This window comes from Yoonia sp. GPGPB17 (assembly GCF_037892195.1).
GTDB lineage: Bacteria > Pseudomonadota > Alphaproteobacteria > Rhodobacterales > Rhodobacteraceae > Yoonia.
In genome coordinates, this window is the sequence record NZ_JATACI010000002.1 from 1011507 (window position 1) to 1029127 (window position 17621).

Here is a 17621-nt window from a genome sequence, read left to right on the forward strand (position 1 = left end):
CCCAATGGTCGTTTCGCCCGAAGCGCAAATCCTGATCCTCGTCGGCCTGATCTTGGCGGTCGCCTATCTGGGGATCTTTCCCACGCTTGAGGAAAAGACCCTCAACAGGCTGATGCTGATTGATCTCGGCCTGAATGTGCTGGCGCTGATTGTCGCCAAGCGCATGGTTCTGGGGCAGCGGCGTACAATTCACGCTCCTTTTTTTGAAACAAATTGGGTGGTCTTCACGATCCTTTGCTACGCATTGATCGAAGTGCCACTGTTTCTGCGCTTTGCAAAGACGCATGGTATCCGTCTTGATGGCCGCGATGATGACAGCCCTGAATGACCGAGGGCATTGATATTAAACCGCTGACAATAACCGACAGCGAGGCAGCGCTTGCGCTCTACAATGAGCTCACCCTTGGCCCGAAAACACGCGATCACACTGCGTTTGAAGTGGTCGTTGCCCACCCCGGCACCACCATTTTGGGCGCGTTCGATCAGAAAACTCTGGTCGCCATGCTGACCCTGCATCTGTTGCCCAATGTGACATGGGGGGCCAGGCCCTATGCATTGATCGAAAATGTTGTCACCACGGCGACACATCGCAAAAAGGGGATCGGCAAGCAGTTGATGCAACACGCCATCGCACGGGCGTGGGACGCTGATGCATTCAAGATCATGCTGATGACCGGCAGAAAACGCGCCGCAACAGGTTTCTACGAAGCCATCGGTTTCAGCACAGAGGACAAAACCGCAATGGTCATCCGGCGATCCGACGCTTAGGACCTGCGCAGGGCGTCTTCAAGAACGCCCAGAACCGCCTCGCGCGATACATCGGACGTGATGAAAGCGTCGCCAATCCCCCGTGCCAGAATGAACCGCAGCTTGCCATCCAGCACCTTTTTATCCTGCCCCATCAGATCAAGCAGACCTGTGGCATCTGGCAAATCGCCCGGAATATCGCGGATGTCGACCTTCATGCCCATATCGCGCAGATGCGCGCGCACGCGGCTTGGGTCTTCCTGACTGCAGAGCCCCAAACGGGCCGAAAGTTCAAACGCCAATGCACATCCGATCGCGACACCTTCACCATGCAACAAGCGATCCGAATAGCCGGTGGCAGCTTCTAGGGCATGGCAAAAGGTATGACCAAGGTTCAAAAGCGCCCTATCCCCTTGCTCGGTCTCATCGCGCTGCACAATGTTGGCTTTCATCTGACAAGACCGGGTCACGGCACGCACCCGCGCATCCATATCACCTGCGGCCAATTTAGGCCCCTCGACCTCTAACCAGTCAAAAAACGCCGCATCACCCAACAAGCCGTATTTCACCACCTCGCCGTAACCTGCGAGGAAATCACGCGGCGTGAGCGTGCCCAGCAATGCCGTATCCGCCAGAACAAGGCTGGGCTGATGAAACGCGCCAATCAGGTTCTTACCGCTTGGCGAGTTGATCCCGGTCTTGCCCCCGACAGAGCTATCGACTTGCGCCAGAAGCGACGTTGGAATTTGCACGAACCGCACGCCGCGACGCAGGATTGCGGCGGCAAAACCCGCCAGATCGCCGATCACGCCGCCACCAAAAGCAACAACGATGTCGCCACGTTCGACTTTCTGGGCCAGCAACCATTCCACTGAACGCTCTAATTGCGCCCAACACTTTGTCGCCTCACCTGCAGGCAAAGCCAAAGCCTCTGACGTCAAACCGGCATCTGATAAAACCGATTGCAACTGCGCCAGATGCAAGCCCGCCACGTTTTCATCCGTCAGAATGCAAATATGCTTCCGCCCGCCCATGGCCGCTATTTGATGGCCTGCCTGATGTGAAACCTCTGGGCCAATCAAAATATCATAGGCGCGGCCCGGCAGATCGACATGGACAGTAGCGGTCATCTATTTGGTCTCCAGAACATCAGGGCGGCGTGTGAGCATGTCGCGCACAGAAATCATGGTTTGCTCGATGCTGGCGTGCTTTTCAACGGTGATTTTCAATCCTGCGAGGCTGTAGATTGGCGTGCGCTCGTTGTAAATTGCAACCAGGGTGGCTTGGGGGTCAGCGGTGCGCAGCAACGGGCGCGTATCCTTGTGGCGCACACGCTCCCACAAGATATCAAGGTCTGCGTCCAACCAAACAGCGACACCCATTTGTGCGATGGCCTCTCTGTTTGCCTGGGCGAGAAACGCGCCGCCGCCGGTCGAGACAATGCCCGGCGGGCCAGACAATAGCCTGCGCAATACTTCTGCCTCGCGTTTGCGAAAGAACGCCTCACCGTCACGCTCGAATATTTCGGCAATGGTCGCTGCTGCAGCCTCTTCGATCGCCGCATCACTATCCACAAACGGTACGTCTAAAGCCGCCGCAAGCGCCCGCCCGATGGCTGTCTTGCCCGATCCCATCATACCAACCAGCACGACTGTCCGTTTGAGCTGATATTGCTGCGCTGCGGCCATGCAAAAACTGCCTTTCTTCTCGGCTAACCAGCGCCGAACGCGAAAATTAATGAATGAATGCCGTGATCTTGCACGAAAGGCCATATATAATCCCTTCAACAAGTGGGCATTAACCCACATATTGAGGCAGAATTAGAAGATTGGGGCAGGCCATGTGGCGGTTCATCAAAGCGTTATTGTTTTTGATCATACTCGCGGGGATAGGTTTAGTGGCCTACGCCTATGTCGGACCATTGTTTTTTCCCGGCGACTTCGCCGCCCCCTCAGAAGAGGTAACGCGCCCTGTTACGTTGGAAACAAACTAAGGCACTTGGGGCCGCAATTTGCCTGACGGGCACATTGGTGTCAGCGCAGGATACCCCCCAGGGTGAACCTTTATCGGCAATTGATTGGCTGTCACGTAGCGTGGAAACCGCGCCTCTGTTTGAGCCGCCTGCCGTTGGCGACGCCACGACGCCTGATGTGACTGTCACACCACTGGACCGCCCCTCAAAGGATCCCATTGGCTTGCTCCCACCAGAGGTGACTGGCCTGCCGCGCGATATCTGGTCGGCTAGCCAAGAGGCTGTGCTGGTCGATTTGGTGCGTGCCGAGCGCGTTGACACGCTGCCTGCTTTGCAAGAGTTCCTCAAAGTCCTGATGCTGGCAGAGGCCGATCCACCATCGGACGCCGATGGCGAAGGCGCCTTGTTTCTGGCGCGCGTGGACAAGTTATTGGACCTTGGCGCATTGGAACCCGCGCAGTCGCTCATCGAACAAGCGGATCCCAACACAGGCCCCCTCTTTCGCCGTTGGTTTGATGTGGCACTTCTGACAGGCACCGAAGACAACGCCTGCACCGCGATGCGCGATACACCCTCTATTGCCCCGACGTTCTCTGCCCGCATCTTTTGTCTTGCCCGCAATGGCGATTGGTCGGCGGCTGCCCTGTCCTTGAACACGCACCGTGTTCTTGGCGATATCACCCCGCAGGAAGAGGCGCTTTTGTCGCGCTTTCTTGATCCCGAGCTTTATGAGGGCGAACCCGCACTCACGCCCCCTGCCCGCGTCAGCCCCCTGACGTTCCGTATGCATGCGGCCATTGGTGAGCCATTGATCACCGCCAATCTGCCCTTGGCCTTTTCCCATGCCGATCTCCAGTCAACCGCGGCCTGGAAGTCACAGCTTGAGGCAACAGAACGCCTCGCCCGCCATGGCGCGGTGTCCGAAAATGTCCTTCTGCGCAACTACACCGCCCGCACCCCGGCTGCATCAGGAGGCATCTGGGACCGGGCCGCAGCGATCCAGCACTTTGATGTCGCCCTAACTGCCGGTGATCCAGTTGAGGTTGCCCGTACATTGCCAAGCGCATGGGTCGCCATGCGGCAGGCCCGTGCCGAAATCCAGTTTGCCAAGCTTTATGGCGCGGCGCTTCAAGAACTCCCGCTGGCAGGCGAAGCTGCGGTCATAGCTTTTGAAGTCGGCCTGCTGTCCCCTGACTACGAGGCCGTTGCCATAGCCGCAGCAGCTGCAGACGCGGGGTTCGATCCATTTCTGATCGGGATCGCGCGCGGCACACCGCAGAACCTGCCCGCCAGTTCAAGACGCACCCAAGCGATCCAAGACGCTTTTGATAGCGCGCCGCCGCCACAAGAGCTGCAAAGCAGGGTCGATGATGGCAAGCTTGGCGAGGCGCTGTTGCGCGCCCTTGCCTTGTTTGAAGCCGGATCAGAAGGCGACCTACGTTCTGTTGCCGACGCATTGAAACTCTTGCGGTCCGTGGGGCTGGAGGACGTCGCGCGCCGTGCCGCGTTGCAACTGATGATCCTGGACCGGGCGACATGACCCGTAACGATCAACCGATGGCCCGCTGGGTGCAGGTTTTTCTGGAGGCACAAGCCGCCGAACTGGATGCCGCGACGAATACACAGTTGGCCTATGCGCGCGACTTGCAGACGTTTGCGGCTTGGTTGACGCCCAAGGGTGGCATTTCAGCACGGCTTCACGCGACGACATCGAAAACTATCTGATTGATTGCGAGGCAGAAGGGCTGGCCAAATCCACCCGCGCGCGCCGTCTGTCGGCCATCAAGCAAATCTACCGTTTCGCTTTTGAGGAAGGGTGGCGCGATGATAACCCGGCCATCCAGATCAAAGGACCCGGGCGCGCACAACGCCTGCCAAAGACCTTATCGGTACAAGAGGTTGACCGTTTGCTGGATGCCGCACGCAGCACACCGAAAGAGGCCCTGCGCAATACCTGCCTGATGGAATTGCTGTACGCCACCGGCATGCGCGTGACCGAATTGGTCAGCCTGCCGGTCTCTGCCGCGCGCGGCGACCCGCGGATGCTGTTGGTGCGCGGCAAAGGCGATAAGGAGCGTCTCGTTCCGCTATCCCCGCCCGCCCGCACAGCGCTTGTTGCCTATCTGGCCCACCGCGATGCGACGGAGGACACAGGCCGAAAAGCGGGCAAGCCGACATCGAAGTTCCTGTTCCCGTCGCGCGGTAAATCCGGCCATCTGACGCGGCACCGTTTCTTTGGGCTGATCAAAGAGTTTGCCGTCGCCGGTGGCGTCTCACCGGCAAAGGTGACGCCACACACCTTGCGTCATGCTTTTGCAACACATTTGCTTGCCGGTGGTGCCGATCTGCGCTCGATCCAGACAATGTTGGGCCATGCGGATGTCGCCACGACTGAAATCTACACCCATGTCCTTGATGAACGCCTCAAAGAGCTTGTGCTGGACCACCATCCACTTGCAAAAGCAGCCAAACCTTGAAGCTGACGCGCAGACCCTACATAACGCTCATGATTTTGCTCGAAAGCACCTGATGGAAACCGCACCTCTCGACGCCGCATTCTGGGTAACCATGCGGCGCAATTCTGATCCTCCTTGTCCTCTCGGGCTTCTTTTCCGGCTCTGAAACCGCGCTGACGGCGGCTTCGCGGGGCAAACTGCGCTCAGCGGCAGACAAAGGATCCAAAGGGGCCGAACAAGCGCTGAAAATCACCGAAGACAACGAACGGCTGATCGGGTCGGTCCTGCTGGGCAACAATGTGGTGAATATCCTTGCCACATCGCTAGCAACCGCTGTGCTGACCAAACTTTTCGGCCAGAACGGCGTCGCGGCCGCCACGCTGATCATGACCTTGCTTGTTTTGATCTTTGCTGAGGTGCTGCCCAAAACCTTTGCTATCACCTACCCTGAAACCGTCGCTTCGGCTGTGGCGCGGCCCATCGGGATTATCGTGTTTTTGTTTTCGCCTCTGGTCGCCGCCGTCCGTTATCTGGTCCGCGGTGTTCTGTTTGTCTTTGGCGTGCGCACGGACCCAGACAGCAATATCCTTGCTGTACGCGAGGAAATCGCTGGCGCATTGTCTTTGGGCCATTCTGAAGGGATCGTCCAGAAAGAGGATCGCGACCGTATTCTTGGTGCGCTTGATCTGAACGAACGCACGGTGGAAGAAATCATGCTTCACCGCTCGGGGATCGAAATGGTGGATGCCGCCCTGCCCCCACAAGATATTCTGGCGCAAATCCTGCAAAGCCCCCGCACCCGTCTACCGCTTTACCGCGATGAACCTGAAAACATCATTGGCGTAATCCACGCGAAAGACCTGCTGCGCGCCATGCACAAGCTGACGGATGGGGGCAAAGACGACCCCCAAGGGCTTGCGGCCTTCGACGTTATGAAGGTTTCAATGCTTAAGCCTATTTTGTGCCCGAAACCACGACGCTCGACGATCAGATGCGCAACTTCCTCAAGCGCAAGACGCATTTTGCGCTTGTGGTCGATGAATATGGCGCCTTGCAAGGGTTGATCACGCTGGAAGATATACTCGAAGAAATCGTTGGTGAAATTGCCGATGAATTCGATGACCACGAGGAAGATCAGATCGAAGCGACCGAAGACGGGGCCTATATCGTGGACGGTGTCATGACGATCCGCGACCTGAACCGGGCGCATGACTGGAACCTGCCGGATGATGAGGCCAATACGGTCGCCGGTCTGGTTATTCATGAAGCGCAGATGATCCCCGTCGAAGGACAGGTATTCTCGTTCCACGGCTTCCGGTTCGAGGTGATCTCGAAAGATGAAAACCGGATCGCGACGCTGAAGATCAGGAAGCTTTAGCGCGCTCCTACGTGATTTCATTCTTATGGCCCGTTTGCGGACTTTGCTGCCGTCGGTTCCTTCCCAAGCAATCACGGCTGTCAACCCAAAGCTTTCTTAGGTTTCGTTACTCAGGCTCTTGATTTTTATCAATAGCAACAAGCCAACGCACAAAAGACATGCCTTCCGATATCAGCACAATAGCGAGTTCGTCGGCGGGCTGGCTTGGCTCTTCCGCTCCTTCTTCGTGGCGGTAGTGATGCGCGGCATCAATCCACCCCATGAATGATTTCAAAATTTGTGCGCTCGACCTCTGCATAGTAGTATGATTTGCGTAGTTTGCTTGTAATAGCCGACCAATCTTGTCATTCGCGCTTCGCGCGTCCAAACGATGCGCACCAAACATCAGCTTGAAGAGGTTTTCATTTGCGCCAAAGACTGAACGGATAGCTTGAATATAATTTGGGGGTGACGTCATGAGCGCAGCATCGACCTCTTCCACACGGGCAAGAGACAGGGCATATCTAGTCTCAGACATTCCAAGGATGGCCGATTGCTTTGTCGCCGCATAGGCTCCATCGATAACGGGATGAACTCCGCCTTCCTCATCCACCTCATAGGCTATGTTCTCTTCCCGAAATATCCGATTGGCCTGGCCGATAAAATCGTCTTGTCGACCAACTTCGACCATTCCTTTGAAAGCAACGGTGATTGTGTCTAACACCTTGTGAGCCGGTATTTTCCGCAAAAATTGCACCCAGCTTGAGTGCATTCTACCATTCACAGCGGTTCTGAACTGAACGCCTATCTCTTCTTCTACCAACGCGTGAATTCTGGAGGGATTAGGCACATAATTGCTTGCGCTGCGCGCATAGTTCCCTAGCCGTTTTCGAGGCTGATATTTGTCCTTACCAATCAGCTTCGCCAAGCGATAACGCATAGTATCGCTATCGTTCACAGGGTCGCTTCGCGATAGGTAAGTTAGGCTAAAGCGCTGCCCTGTTGGTCTATCGTTCATATAACTCTTTTACTCTAAGTTGTGTTGCTGGTGTCAATAGGCGCAGGCTTTTTGTCAAGTCCGCAATATGCGCTTTGCCGCCTTGCCTAGAACCTGACGCATCCGTCCCTTTGGGCTCAAACCAGACCTTCGCTACGTCAACTGTATCGCTGAAATGCCCCCCTTACCGCCCTTTAAACAAACTCCCCAAGATGCCGCGCACCAGGCGGCGCCCCGTTGTCCCCTTCAATTCCTTGACCACGACCGATGCCAATGCGCCACCAAAACCGTTGCCAGAGGACGTGCGCGACCGGGTTGATCGGCCAGAGCTGCGGCCGCCTTCAAAGCGCCGCGCCGCTTTGAACTCACGCTCTTTCTCTTCCAGACGTTCTTCGTCGGCCTCTGCCTCTTCCGCGGCTTTGGCCGCAGCCTCAGCCCGCTTGCTCAACATCTCGAAGGCGCTGTCGCGGTCCATTGTTTGGTCGTATTTACCTGCCATGTCAGAGGCGCTCATGATCGCCTTGCGTGTCGGTCCGTCAATCGGGCCAAGCTGTGATGAGGGTGGCCGGACCAATGTGCGTTCAACGATCTGCGGGATGCCCTTGCGATCGAGGAAGGACGTCACAGCCTCGCCCGTGCCAACCTCCTGGATCGCCTCGGAGGTATCGAATGCCGGATTGTCGCGGTAGGTCTCAGCCGCCGTTTTCAGTTCTTTGCGGTCCTTGGCTGTAAAGGCGCGCAGCGCATGTTGCACCCGGTTGCCCAATTGCCCCAGCACATCGTCAGGAATATCGCCGGGGTTCTGTGTGACGAAGTAGACGCCTACGCCTTTGGATCGGATCAGGCGCGCAACCTGTTCGACCTTGTCGACCAGCGCTTTGGGCGCATCGTCGAAAAGCAAGTGCGCCTCATCGAAGAAAAACACCAGTTTCGGCTTGTCCGGGTTCCCGACCTCAGGCAGCTCTTCGAACAGCTCTGACAGCAACCACAACAGGAATGTCGCATAAAGGCGCGGACTGCCCATCAACTGATCCGCGGCGAGAATGTTAACCTCACCCCGCCCATCGCGGGTGCGCATCATGTCGGCAAGATCAAGGGCCGGTTCACCAAAGAGCGCGGTGCCGCCCTGGTTTTCGAGCACAAGTAACTGCCGTTGGATCGCCCCGATAGACGAAGAAGCCACATTGCCATAGCGCAAGGACAGCGCCTTGGCGTTCTGCCCGACCCAAACCAACAAGGCTTGCAGATCTTTGAGGTCCAGCAGAGGCAGACCCTCTTCATCGGCGACGCGGAAGGCCACGTTCAGCACACCTTCCTGCACATCCGTCAGATCCATCAGCCGCGATAGCAAAAGCGGCCCCATCTCGGCCACGGTGGCCCGGATCGGATGGCCTTTTTCGCCAAAGAGATCCCAAAAGGTGACAGGAAAACTGTCATACTGCAGATCAAGACCGATAGTTTCAGCGCGCGACACGAACGGTTCATGCAATTTGAAATCGGCCGAGCCGCTGACCGCAAGCCCCGACAGATCGCCCTTCACATCAGAGAGAAAACCGGCACGCCCGCGGCAGAAAATCCTTCCGCCATGATCTGCAGTGTCACCGTTTTTCCGGTGCCCGTCGCCCCGGCGATCAGCCCGTGGCGGTTGGCCTTGTCCAGCAATAGATTCTGTGGCGCGCCATAGCCTTCGCCACCGCCGCCAATAAAGATGTTCTCTGACATGAAACCGTCCCCTGCGTATATTTTTCAAGCAAAATACATTGTTAACCAATTCATGCCACAATAAAGCACGCCCTTTTGCGGTCTTGGCCGTCGAATGGCATACGACCTCCCTGTTAGACTTGCCGTGCCTTATGGCACGGTTTTTTTCATCTTTGGACAGCGACACTAATCACCGAGTTGTCATAGATTTGCTGTTGACGCATAGATTTGCTTTGCGTAGCTTCCTCCGCAATTAGTCGGCCAAGTCCGGCAGGGAGAACATGGAGCAGGGTCCTTTTGGGGGCCCTTCTTCGTTTTTAGGCCCCGCGAAAACGTGAGCGAAAGACAGCGCAACAGCTTGTTTTTGGCGCTGACACCCCGGCATGTGCATGTTAAGCCCACGGGAAATCAATAAGGACAAGACCAATGCGCAGTATCCTCAAAACTCTCTTTGTTGTCGCCATGTTGGGTCAGACAAGCTTGGTCGCCGCACAGGAAGCAGGGGACGATACCCCGGCCCCGGCACTTGATGATCTGGCCCTTGGTCAGCCTGTCGGCCCGCAAGTCGGCGAACCCTATGTACGCGAAGAATTCGGGGATTGGGCCCTGCGCTGCATAAAGACCGAAGAGGGCGCGCCTGATCCCTGCAACCTGTATCAGCTTCTGAGCAATGATGACGGCGTCGCTGTGGCAGAGTTCAACGTCTTCCCTTTGCCCGAAGGACAACAGGCCGCCGCCGCTGGCGCCACCGTTGTCGTGCCGCTTGAAACGCTTTTGACACAACAGTTGACGATTGCTGTAGATGGACAAAACGCCCGTCGGTATCCGTTTACGTTCTGTAATCGTGCCGGGTGCGTGGCACGTCTGGGTTTCACCAAGAACGAAGTGGACGAGATGAAGCGCGGAAACGTCGCCACGATCCGTCTGGTACCTGCTGCAGCGCCGACCGAAGAGGTGGTGCTGGAGGTATCGCTAAGCGGGTTTACTGCTGGGTTCACAGCGACAGATGTCTCGCCAGAGGAGTAAAGCCATCGTAGGTGCTTGTGTCGTCTAACAGCAAAAGTTTGTCATGAAATTTCCTCAATCCTTGGCTACTGTATGTGAAGGTCAAAGGTAGCATCTAGCATGGAAGAACTATTTCAATCTCTCGGTCGCGCTGTTTTAGCAAATTTTCTCAGCTGGGACTCGCGCTTGTCATTTGTTTACCTAGCTGCGACAGTTCTGCTTGTTTATGGGCTCTGGATTTATCGTGGGAGACCTAAAACGTTCTTGCGCTGGGTTTTTCCGTCGAGTGTATATCTCCACAAATCAAACATCGTCGATATCAAGATCTTCATCTTCAACATAGTGTTTGGTGTGTTAGGTTTTTTTGCGTTTGTCAGTTTTACAACCGCCTTCTCGCACAGCACAATGATGACATTGGTCGAGTGGTTTGGCCAACCTGGTGTACCAATTGAAATCACCTTATGGCGCACAGTTGTTGCCACCGTAATCATGGTTCTGACGTTGGATTTTTGTGTCTACTGGGCGCACTACATTCATCATGAAAACCGCTTTCTTTGGCCGTTTCACGCGCTCCACCACTCAGCTGAGGTTCTGACACCGCTGACGTCATACCGTAACCACCCGGTCTTTCTGCTGATAAGAAAAGTGATCTTCAGCATTGTCGTCGGGTTCGTGCAGGGCGTCATGCTGTTCGCGTTTATTGGCGAGATCAGTGTCCTGACCATTGGATCGGCCAACGCTGGTTTTGTAATATTTAACATGTTGGGATCCAACCTGCGCCATAGTCATATCTGGTTGAGCTACGGACCCGTACTGGAACATATCTTCATTTCACCGGCGCAACATCAAATTCACCATTCGAGTGCACCAAAACATCATAACAAGAACTATGGCAGCATATTTGCCTTTTGGGATTGGATGTTCGGGACGCTCTATATCCCTGATGGCCACGAAATCCTTGAGTTTGGTATTGCCGATGGTGAAGGCAACGTGATCGAACAGCCCCACCCCACCTTGTTTGCAGCACTATTTCATCCCTTTGTGGAGATTTGGCAGAAACTCAAGGCACCTAAGGGTATTGCGCCCAGCAAAACTGGCACCCCAGAGAAAACGCGTTCTGGCACCACGCAATCATCCTAGTGCCGCCGCAGCGCCAGCACCGCATTCAACCCGCCAAATGCAAAGGCGTTTGATAGTGCCACATCGACCTTCGCGTCACGCGCGATGTTGGGCACGACATCCAGCGCACATTCGGGGTCAGGTTCTTCGTACCCTATGGTTGGCGCGATGATCCCGTCTTTCAACGCCATGATGCAGGCCAGCAGTTCGACCGCCCCGGTGCCACCAATCAGGTGTCCGTGCATCGATTTGGTCGATGATATCATCAGATTGTCGGCATGCGCCCCAAAAACATCGGCAACCGCAGCGCATTCTGTCTTGTCGTTTGCAGCAGTTCCTGTGCCGTGCGCGTTGACGTAGCCGACAGCCTCTTTCGATAGTTTCGCGTCGCTGATTGCGCCGGAGATGGCCCTTGCCGCCCCTTGTTTTGATGGCATCACGATGTCAGAGGCGTCCGAAGACATCGCAAACCCAACGACCTCACACAGAATCTCGGCACCACGTGCTTTGGCATGATCGTAGTCCTCAAAGACAAAAACTCCTGCCCCTTCGCCCTGTACCATCCCGTTGCGGGTCGCTGAAAACGGGCGGCAGGCATCCTTGGACATCACACGCAGCCCTTCCCAGGCCTTGATCCCACCAAAGCAAAGCATCGCCTCTGACCCGCCTGTGATCATCACCTTCGCCATGCCGCAACGCACCATATTAAAAGCTTGGCCCATCGCGTGATTAGACGAGGCACAGGCGGTCGCAACTGTGAAGGACGGCCCGCGCAGATTCCATTCCATCGATACATGGCTGGCGGCCGCATTGTTCATCAACTTCGGCACAATAAAGGGGTGTACCCGATTCTTGCCCGCCTCATAGACAGCACGGTAGTTTTCATCCTGCGTGTTCAGACCACCACCAGAGGTGCCAAGTACAACCCCAGACGTATCCGCCAACGCGCCCGAAAAGGCCAGCCCTGATTGTCCAATCGCCTCGCGCGCGGCGAGCAGGGTGAACTGCGTGAACCGATCGTAGAGCGCTGTTTGCTGGCGATTAAAATGCGTGGCTTCCTCATAGTCTTTGACTTGCCCGCCAATCTGGATCGACAACCGGTCCACATCATCAATCTCCAGGGGGCCGATGCCACACCGCCCTTCCTGCATCGCGGCAAAAGTCTCGGGCACGGTTGTCCCCAGCGGGTTGATCGTGCCTGCCCCGGTGATGACGACGCGATTCATTATCCACCTTGCTCCGCTTTCAGCTTTTCAACCGCAGAAATGATGGATGCGATGGATGTGATGTCGAAATCACCGGCTTGCGGATCATTGGCGTTGAACGGCACGTTGATGTCAAAGGCCTCTTCAATCGCAAAGATGCACTCCACAAGGCCCAGACTGTCGATCCCGATATCCTCCAATGCGTTGTCCATGGCAATATCGCCGGGCTCGAGCATGGCTTGCTCGGCAAGGATGGCGATGACCTGATCTTTGATGCTCATCTTGTAACACTCATGTTATTTGCGTGGATGTAGTCACTCTGCCCGCGATTTGAAACAGACGATTAACGTTTGGTCATTTCACGCAAGATACGTGGCAGACGACGCAGGGCTTTGTACCCCTCAATATGCGTCTTCATCTTAGTCGCAGGATAGCCCATCATGACGCGGCCTTTTGGCACATTGGACAGCACGACACTGCCGCCGCCCAGAACGACATCGTCACCAACAATCAGATTGTCTGCCACACCCGCCTTGCCGCCAACAACAACGCGGTCCCCGATCACAGTGGACCCGGCCACCCCAGCCTGTGCGCAAAGCAGGCAGTATTCGCCAACAATCACGTTGTGGCCAACCTGAACAAGGCTATCGATCTTTGTGCCAGCCCCAACCCGCGTCGGCCGGATCGTTCCTGCGTCGACGCAGGAATTGGACCCAATCTCAACATCGTCGCCGATTGTCACGCCACCCAATGAATGGATCCGGTGCCACGTGGGATCATCGGGAATTTCCATGTCTCCCTCACCCAGCGTTTCGCGCGCCTTTTCGACATTCGATGGTTCCGCGGTCACAAAGGAGAACCCGTCGCCCCCGATCACCACATTCGGATGCAGATGCACGCCGTGCCCCAAGGTGACATTCCGCTGCAAACGCACCCCCGACTGCAATGTGCAGCCAGATCCAACCTGTACACCGGGCGCGATGCTGACGTGGTCACCAATCCAACACTCGGGGCCGACAACGGCCCCTGCCCCGATAACGCTAAACGCGCCGATCACAGCGTTTTTCCCAATTTTTGCATTCGGATCTATCACCGCGTGCGGGCTGATCCCGGCACCCGGCAAAGGCTGATCAAGGACTTGTGTTAGAACGGACATCGCGACACGTGCGCGTGGCGCATAAATTGCCGCCTCCAATCCAAAGGCCTCCCAATCCGCACCTGGCCAAAGAACAGCGGCGCGGGCCTTCCCTTCGGCCAGCGCGTCACCATAAGCGGGCGTCATTGCCAAGGCGAGATCGCGAGGACTAGCGCTCGCTTAGCTCGGATGCACCATCCACCAAAAGATCAACGGCGCCAAAGGCTTCTGCCCCTAGCGCCGTCGCGATGTCTTTGATCGTATGTGCCATGGTGCCCCCGGAGATTATTCCGAGGTCAGATTTACCCGCGAACCGCGCGAAGGGCCACCCCTTCACGTGAAAGCGCATTCCAGATTCGCGCATCACGACCGTAGACATCGCGGCGGAACTGCACCCGACCATCGGCTGGCACAACGGCCGTGCGGTACACAAGATGGACCGGCACTGGCGCATCGAGATCAACACGCCGTTCGCGCCCTGTCCGCAGATGCGCCTGGAACACCTCTTCCGGGTTGCCAACCTGTTTGGCCAAAAGCGCATAGGCAAAGTCAAACGGATCAGCAAGACGGACACAGCCGTGGCTGTAGGCGCGGACTTCGCGACCAAACAGGCTCTTTGCCGGGGTGTCATGCAGATAGATGTTGTAGCGGTTCGGGAACATGAACTTCACCAGCCCCAACGCGTTGCCCTGACTTGGGGGCTCACGCATGGAATAAGGGAAATTTGTTTCGGTGTAGCCACTGAAGTCGGCCGTGCTCCGGTCAACGACGCGCCCATTGCGGTCGGTAATCAACAGATTGCGCGCCGCATTGGGGTTGGCCCGCAACTGGGGCAGATATTCCTTAGTAATGATCGAGCGCGGAACATACCAACTGGGGTTGATGACCATAAACTCCATCACATCCGAAAACTCTGGCGTCACGCGATCACGGTCGCGGGCCCCAACAACCGAACGGGTCGAGAATGTCTCAACACCGTTGTCATAAATCTTGGCCGTAAAATCGGTGATATTGACCCAGATGTGGCGTTCGCCACGGGGACGGTTGATCCAGCGTTCCCGCTCCATCGCGACAATGATCGAGCGCAGACGCGCCTCTGGCTGAACATTGACCTGTTCAAGCGTGCCGGGGCCTGCGGTGCCATCAATGGCCAGCCCATGGGCCTGCTGAAAGCGTGTAACAGCACCATAGATGTCATCATCATAGGTCTGCGTATTGGTCCGCGGCAGGAAGCCCATAGCGATCAGACGGTTGCGCAACGCCACAACCGCGGCACCACTGTCGCCGCGTTCAAGCTTGCGACCCGGAACTGCAGGGCCCCAGCCACCTTCACCGATCAAACGCTCCATCCGCATCTTTTCGGCCATCAGGCGGGTGTATTCAGGCGCACTTGGTGGCAAGGCACGCATGAAACCTGCTGGGTTTGACTGCGCAAAGGCTCGCATCGTGCTGAGACGCGAGCGTAAAGGCACTTGGCGGTGAATAGCGGAATCGACGCGCGACGGGGTCAGGAGGCCGGTTTGAATATCGCGAGCATAGTCCAGAAACTGGCGCGAGAGTTCGACCTCTAAACGCGCTTGCTCTTGCACGGTCGCGGCCGCTTGCAACTGCGCAATCAGCCCTTCCGCATCATAGCGTCCACTGGGTAAGCCGTGATTGGGTGCCTCATTGAAAGCTGCAAGCAAAGCATTGCGGCGATTGCGGTCGGCACGTGTGCTCCAAATCCCGTCAAAATTGCGTTCGCGGTAAAAACTTAGAAGATCGGGATCATTTGCCGCCGCTTGTGCGACGGCCTGACGAAACTCTGTCACCTGCGCCTGCGCTTGCGGCGCAGCGAATAGCAACACAGCAGCAGTCAGAACAGCAGCTAAGAGGCGCACGATTTGGCTGGACCGCACAAAATAAGCAGACATCACTAGATTCCCTACATTTTTTTCGACCATACCGCAGCGATATGGCATATGGCAGTATGCATATCCTTACCAAAACCGGTGTCTATTGACAAAAACGAGAGGTCGCACTGCAACCCGTGAGTGTTGCACCGATGCAGCCCTAAGATGTTGCATAGAGTCCTCATCGCCACATCTGCGCAAAAAATCGCCAATTTCCCCGTTGTTAATCCGAATCTCTTAAACAGCCCTTGGTCAACAGATCGAAATGTGCCATATAACCGCTACATCTGGGGAGATGTGGGCATCAAGCTGCTGGAAAGCGGCATTAGTTAAGTCGAGCGACGGGACAGGCGCGAAACACATGACAGATATAAACTCCTCTGGGTTAACCCGGCGTGGGCTATTGGGCGCGTTTGCCGCAACAGCCGTTGCCGCCGCACCAACCTATTCAAATGCCGCTGGTTTCTTGCGCGGCGCAGGCGACATTCGCCGGATCGCCATGCACTCTGGCCGCACCGGCGAACGTCTGGAAACGATTTACTGGATTGAGGGCGAATATATCGCCGAAGCCGTCCGCGAGATTAACATGCACATGCGTGACTGGCGTACGGGCGAAGCCGTTCAGATGGACCTGCGCACGATTGACATCATGTCCGCCGCGCTGAACCTGATGGATACATCCGAACCTTATTTGCTGTTGTCAGGCTATCGTTCGCCGCGAACCAATCAGATGCTTAGCTCATCAAACCGGGGTGTGGCACGCAATTCGCTGCACATGCGCGGTCAGGCGGCTGACCTGCGTTTGACGGGTCGCTCGACAGTACAAATGGCAAATGCTGCGCTAGCCTGTCGTGCAGGTGGTGTGGGGCGTTACAACCGCTCAAACTTTGTCCATATGGATTGTGGCCCTATCCGTAGCTGGCGCGGCTAGATCATACCGCTAGTCAAGAACAACCGGCGATTGCCCCGTTTGCAGATTTGCGCGGGCCGCATCTTTGATAACATCTGACAATCGCTCGAACATCCCCGCATTTGCCGCCCTGCGCCAGACCAGTCCGATCGATCGCATCACGGTGCTGCGTCGGAACGGGCGCACGATCACATTGCTGGATCGGCTATCAATCTCTGACCGCGCATAAAGCCGCGGCAAAAACGCAACTCCCATGCCCATGCCAACCATCTGACGAATTGCATCAAGGCTGGTGCCTTCGTAATCCCGGGCCAGAATACCGCCATGCTGCTGGCAAAGGGCTGAAATCTGGGCATGCATCGCGTAGTCCGGCCCCAACGACAGCACGTTCTGATCGGCAAGGTCGGCCTCTGTCACCTCTGACTTCGTGGCCAGGACATGATCATCCGGCATCGCCAGTAGCAAGGGTTCGCGGAACAAGCGCTGTGACGTCAGATCAGCCCCCCTTCGGGAAACTGCGTCAAGATCACATCGAGGCTGCCAGCCAGTAAATCCCCCCGCAGATCGCGGGGCACGACTTCCCGAATATAAAGCCGCAGATCAGGATATTTTGCATGTAGTCGTTCTACGACAAATGGCATCAGATAGGGGCCTATTGTAGGTGTCGTGCCCAGTCTGATCGTACCCGTAAGCCCCGTCTGCAACGACGCGGTCAAATCGACGATCCCATGCACCTCATCCATCACGCGCGCCGCACGTGCCACCACTTCACGCCCTTCCGGCGTGAGCGTCACAGGGCCCCGCCCCCGTTCGACCAAACGAACGCCCAACAGCCCTTCGAGATTGCCGATTTGCAGGCTCAGAGAGGGTTGACTGATCCCCATGGCTTCTGCCGCTTTACGAAAATGCCGCGCCTCGGACAGTGCAACAATGTAACGAAGTTGACGCAAGCTTGGTAGATTTAACATCTCTTCTCCTCTGATAGGTTTTTCCTATCAAAATTTTACATGTAATTGACTTCATTATATCAAATTGGGTGCTACATCCAGTCGCAGGTTGCCAAAGAAAGGGACGACCCTGCACACATCCGCGCGATACGCACAGGGACTTGCAGGTCGGGAATAA

15 protein-coding genes and 3 pseudogenes are annotated in these 17621 nt (G+C 56.3%); 8 read left to right on the forward strand and 10 right to left on the reverse strand.

Features of this window, described 5'->3' with window-relative positions; genetic code table 11:
* Positions 1 to 4: 4 nt before the first annotated feature.
* A complete protein-coding gene (locus QTO30_RS05460; protein ID WP_340423035.1) occupies positions 5 to 328 on the forward strand; it encodes a hypothetical protein in 324 nt (107 codons plus the stop codon).
* Positions 325 to 768 (forward strand): GNAT family N-acetyltransferase, encoded by a 444-nt coding sequence (locus QTO30_RS05465; RefSeq protein ID WP_340423037.1) that lies wholly within the window; start codon positions 325 to 327, stop codon positions 766 to 768. Before QTO30_RS05460 ends, QTO30_RS05465 begins: the two co-directional genes overlap by 4 nt.
* Here the strand turns inward: QTO30_RS05465 and aroB are convergent.
* Both aroB and QTO30_RS05475 read right to left on the reverse strand, forming a co-directional pair.
* Positions 765 to 1877, reverse strand: a complete 1113-nt coding sequence (gene aroB / locus QTO30_RS05470; RefSeq protein WP_340423039.1) for a 3-dehydroquinate synthase — start codon at positions 1875 to 1877, stop codon at positions 765 to 767. The two genes, QTO30_RS05465 and aroB, sit on opposite strands and share 4 nt — an antisense overlap.
* Positions 1878 to 2435: a shikimate kinase gene (locus QTO30_RS05475; protein ID WP_340423041.1), complete on the reverse strand. Its 558-nt coding sequence runs from the start codon at positions 2433 to 2435 to the stop codon at positions 1878 to 1880.
* Positions 2436 to 2777: 342 nt separating this feature from the next.
* On the opposite strand from QTO30_RS05475, the gene QTO30_RS05480 reads away from it, so the two are divergent.
* The 3 genes and pseudogenes from QTO30_RS05480 to QTO30_RS05490 all read left to right on the forward strand — a co-directional run bounded on the left by QTO30_RS05480 (position 2778) and on the right by QTO30_RS05490 (position 6553).
* Positions 2778 to 4259 (forward strand): hypothetical protein, encoded by a 1482-nt coding sequence (locus QTO30_RS05480; RefSeq protein WP_340423043.1) that lies wholly within the window; start codon positions 2778 to 2780, stop codon positions 4257 to 4259.
* Positions 4256 to 5196: pseudogene (locus tag QTO30_RS05485) on the forward strand (site-specific tyrosine recombinase XerD). The gene QTO30_RS05480 and the pseudogene QTO30_RS05485 overlap by 4 nt, the downstream one beginning before the upstream one ends.
* A 52-nt stretch (positions 5197 to 5248) precedes the next feature.
* A pseudogene (locus QTO30_RS05490) lies at positions 5249 to 6553 on the forward strand (HlyC/CorC family transporter).
* Between the two features lie 106 nt (positions 6554 to 6659).
* Here QTO30_RS05490 and QTO30_RS05495 read toward each other — a convergent pair.
* Together QTO30_RS05495 and QTO30_RS05500 are read right to left on the reverse strand one after the other, a co-directional pair.
* Positions 6660 to 7550: a hypothetical protein gene (locus tag QTO30_RS05495; RefSeq protein ID WP_340423045.1), complete on the reverse strand. Its 891-nt coding sequence runs from the start codon at positions 7548 to 7550 to the stop codon at positions 6660 to 6662.
* Between the two features lie 163 nt (positions 7551 to 7713).
* Positions 7714 to 9251, reverse strand: a pseudogene (locus tag QTO30_RS05500) (helicase HerA-like domain-containing protein).
* Positions 9252 to 9656: 405 nt separating this feature from the next.
* On the opposite strand from QTO30_RS05500, the gene QTO30_RS05505 reads away from it, so the two are divergent.
* Together QTO30_RS05505 and QTO30_RS05510 are read left to right on the forward strand one after the other, a co-directional pair.
* A complete protein-coding gene (locus QTO30_RS05505) occupies positions 9657 to 10256 on the forward strand; it encodes an invasion associated locus B family protein (RefSeq protein ID WP_340423047.1) in 600 nt (199 codons plus the stop codon).
* A 99-nt stretch (positions 10257 to 10355) separates the two neighbouring features.
* Entirely contained in the window at positions 10356 to 11375 is a 1020-nt protein-coding gene (locus QTO30_RS05510) for a sterol desaturase family protein (protein WP_340423049.1), read from the forward strand.
* On the opposite strand, the gene QTO30_RS05515 is transcribed toward QTO30_RS05510, so the two are convergent.
* The 4 genes from QTO30_RS05515 to QTO30_RS05530 form a co-directional block, all read right to left on the reverse strand.
* Positions 11372 to 12580, reverse strand: a complete 1209-nt coding sequence (locus tag QTO30_RS05515) for a beta-ketoacyl-[acyl-carrier-protein] synthase family protein (RefSeq protein ID WP_340423051.1) — start codon at positions 12578 to 12580, stop codon at positions 11372 to 11374. The genes QTO30_RS05510 and QTO30_RS05515 overlap by 4 nt on opposite strands.
* Positions 12580 to 12840 carry an acyl carrier protein gene (locus QTO30_RS05520; RefSeq protein WP_340423053.1) on the reverse strand — a complete coding sequence of 87 codons (261 nt, stop codon included), beginning with the start codon at positions 12838 to 12840 and terminating at the stop codon, positions 12580 to 12582. Before QTO30_RS05520 ends, QTO30_RS05515 begins: the two co-directional genes overlap by 1 nt.
* Before the next feature lie 62 nt (positions 12841 to 12902).
* On the reverse strand, positions 12903 to 13841 hold the full coding sequence (locus tag QTO30_RS05525) for a UDP-3-O-(3-hydroxymyristoyl)glucosamine N-acyltransferase (RefSeq protein WP_340425876.1): 939 nt from the start codon (positions 13839 to 13841) through the stop codon (positions 12903 to 12905).
* A gap of 155 nt (positions 13842 to 13996) precedes the next feature.
* A complete protein-coding gene (locus QTO30_RS05530) occupies positions 13997 to 15607 on the reverse strand; it encodes a L,D-transpeptidase family protein (protein WP_340423055.1) in 1611 nt (536 codons plus the stop codon).
* A 340-nt stretch (positions 15608 to 15947) separates the two neighbouring features.
* Between QTO30_RS05530 and QTO30_RS05535 the strand changes: the two genes are divergently transcribed.
* On the forward strand, positions 15948 to 16517 hold the full coding sequence (locus QTO30_RS05535) for a YcbK family protein (protein WP_340423057.1): 570 nt from the start codon (positions 15948 to 15950) through the stop codon (positions 16515 to 16517).
* A 9-nt stretch (positions 16518 to 16526) separates the two neighbouring features.
* Here QTO30_RS05535 and QTO30_RS05540 read toward each other — a convergent pair whose 3' ends face one another.
* Entirely contained in the window at positions 16527 to 16976 is a 450-nt protein-coding gene (locus tag QTO30_RS05540; RefSeq protein ID WP_340423058.1) for a LysR substrate-binding domain-containing protein, read from the reverse strand.
* 11 nt (positions 16977 to 16987) lie between these two features.
* Positions 16988 to 17464, reverse strand: coding sequence for a LysR family transcriptional regulator (locus tag QTO30_RS05545; RefSeq protein WP_340423059.1), 477 nt, complete (start codon positions 17462 to 17464; stop codon positions 16988 to 16990).
* Positions 17465 to 17621: the final 157 nt, after the last annotated feature.